Here is a 2,743-nt window from a genome sequence, read left to right on the forward strand (position 1 = left end):
CCCCCGGGACCTACTTCGGTCCCGGGCGCCGCGGTACGGAACAGGCCGTCCCCGCCGCGGTCGCCTTACCAGGGCGACCGCGGCGGAGCCACGGCGAGTGCTTCCGCCGACCGTTACAGGTACTGGCCGGTGTTTGCGATGGTGTCGATGGAGCGTCCGGCCTCGGTGCCCTTCGTCCCGGTGACGAGCGTGCGGATGTAGACGATCCGCTCGCCCTTCTTGCCGGAGATCCGGGCCCAGTCGTCCGGGTTGGTCGTGTTCGGCAGGTCCTCGTTCTCCTTGAACTCGTCCAAGCACGCGGCGAGCAGGTACTGCATGCGCAGACCCTTGAGGCCGCCCTCGATGTGCGCCTTGACCGACATCTTCTTGGCGCGAGCGACGATGTTCTCGATCATCGCGCCCGAGTTGAAGTCCTTGAAGTACAGGACCTCCTTGTCGCCGTTGGCGTAGGTCACCTCGAGGAAGCGGTTCTCCTCGCTCTCCGCGTACATCCGCTCGACGACCCGCTGGATCATCGCGGCAACCGTGGCCTCCCGGTTGCCGTCGAACTCGGCGAGGTCGTCCGGGTAGAGCGGCAGGCCGGGCAGGACGTACTTGGCGAAGATGTCGCGGGCCGCTTCGGCGTCGGGCCGCTCCACCTTGATCTTGACGTCGAGCCGTCCCGGCCGCAGGATCGCCGGGTCGATCATGTCCTCGCGGTTGGACGCGCCGATCACGATGACGTTCTCGAGCTGCTCGACGCCGTCGATCTCGCTGAGCAGCTGCGGGACGATCGTGTTCTCCACGTCCGAGGACACACCCGAGCCGCGGGTCCGGAAGATCGAGTCCATCTCATCGAAGAACACGATCACCGGCATCCCCTCGGACGCCTTCTCGCGCGCCCGCTGGAACACCAGCCGGATCTGCCGCTCGGTCTCACCGACGAACTTGTTGAGCAGCTCGGGGCCCTTGATGTTGAGGAAGAAGGCGCGGCCGTTGCCCTGGCCGGTGATCGCCTCGACCTTCTTGGCCAACGAGTTGGCGACCGCCTTCGCGATCAGCGTCTTGCCGCAGCCGGGCGGGCCGTAGAGCAGCACACCCTTCGGCGGCTTGAGCTGATGCTCCCGGTAGAGATCCTTGTACAGGAACGGCAGCTCCACCGAGTCGCGGATCGACTCGATCTGACTCTTCAGTCCGCCGATCTGCTCGTACCCGATGTCCGGGACCTCTTCGAGGACAAGCTCCTCGACCTCGGACTTCGGGACCCGCTCGAACGCGTACCCGGACCGGGGCTCGATCAACAACGAGTCCCCCGCGCGGATCGGGCCGTCGAGCAGCGGTTGGGCCAACATGACCACCCGCTCCTCGTCGGTGTGACCGATCACCAGTGCTCGGTCACCGCTTTCGAGAACTTCCTTGAGCAGGACGATCTCACCCTGCCGCTCGAAGGAGCGTGCCTCGACCACGTTGAGGGCCTCGTTGAGCATGACCTCCTGGCCGGGCGAGAGCGAGCCGACGTCGACACTCGGCGACACGGTCACTCGGAGCTTTCTGCCCTGAGTGAACACGTCGACCGTGCCGTCGTCATACTTGGAGACGAAGATCCCGTAGCCGCTTGGCGGCTGCGCGAGTCTGTCGACCTCCTCCTTCAGGGTGATGATCTGGTCGCGCGCCTCGCGGAGGGTGGCGACGAGTCTGTCGTTCTGTCCCGTGGCGGACGACAGCTCGGCCTGAATCTCCGTGAGGCGTTCCTCCAGCACCCTGACCTGCCTGGGCGATTCGGACAACCTACGCCGCAGCATGGCCACTTCCTCTTCCAGGAAGGCGACCTGCGTCGTGAGCTCGTGTGCTTCCTTCTCGTACGCCGACCGCCGTGATTCGGCATCACCTGGACGACCCGTGCTCCCACCGGAGCCAGAGCCCGAACGGGGACCGGACACTGCGCCTCCACCTCCCCCGTGCTGACCGGGACGCACCCACACTACCGTTGTGACCGCCGCTGGCAGGCCGGTCACGCAAGGACGACCGGGCTTTGCCGTAAACAGCGGGTTACGGTGCCATGGTGACAGAAGATCGGAGCCCTGTGGCAACTCCTGCGAAGCCGGGCGTTTCGGCGGGCCTGCGTGTGCGGGTCGACCAGAACGCCTGCACCGGCGACGGTCTGTGCGTCCAGCTCGCGCCCAGCATCTTCGAGTTCGACGTCGACGGGCTGGCCTACGTCAAGGACGACGCCGGCGAGCTCCAGACGAGCGACGGTGCGTACGTGCCGGTGCCCCTGCCCGTCGTGGACGCGGTCGTCGACGCGGCCGACGAGTGCCCCGGGACGTGCATCTATGTGGAACGCCCCGACGGCACTCTGGAGGCCGGCGGCCCCCTGAGCTGACCATGGACACGACTGTCGGACGACCGGACGCCGGACGATCCCAGCGTCGCTCCGCGTCCGGGGCGCGGCCGCCTCCCGGGTCACCGAGTCGGAGCCTCCGGCGACGGGTCACCGAGGAGTCGCTCGCGCCGGCGCGGTTCCGCGGAACCGTCAGGACCGCGCCAGACCCTCGTGGTGGCCGGTCCCGCCGCGGGGCACGGTCCCGCGGACGTGACGATCATCCAGGTGGGATGCGGGAGCCGCAGCGGGCCCCACCCTTGATCACACGTAAAGACACGCCCTAGTCGGCGGAATCGATCCCGTCCTTCGCGGCCCCAGCCACGTCGGCCGAGGGCTCCGGCTCCGCGCCGGCCGAGGCCGCGGCCGCGGCGTGGGCGACCG

General features: G+C 67.9%; 2 protein-coding genes. One reads left to right on the forward strand and one right to left on the reverse strand.

Annotation, left to right across the window (positions count from 1 at the left end; translation table 11 throughout):
- Positions 1 to 113: 113 nt before the first annotated feature.
- Positions 114 to 1,919, reverse strand: a complete 1,806-nt coding sequence (gene arc / locus ND748_RS24635) for a proteasome ATPase (protein WP_251748360.1) — start codon at positions 1,917 to 1,919, stop codon at positions 114 to 116.
- 119 nt (positions 1,920 to 2,038) lie between these two features.
- Between arc and ND748_RS24640 the strand changes: the two genes are divergently transcribed.
- Positions 2,039 to 2,362: a ferredoxin gene (locus ND748_RS24640; protein WP_251748361.1), complete on the forward strand. Its 324-nt coding sequence runs from the start codon at positions 2,039 to 2,041 to the stop codon at positions 2,360 to 2,362.
- The last annotated feature ends 381 nt before the right edge of the window (positions 2,363 to 2,743 follow it).

It is taken from the genome of Frankia sp. AiPs1, assembly GCF_023716945.1.
Classification (GTDB): domain Bacteria; phylum Actinomycetota; class Actinomycetes; order Frankiales; family Frankiaceae; genus Frankia.

Excerpts from the sequence above, each read along its gene's own strand:
- ND748_RS24640 (WP_251748361.1), top strand. The coding sequence starts at position 2,039 with ATGGTGACAGAAGATCGGAGCCCTGTGGCAACTCCTGCGAAGCCGGGC.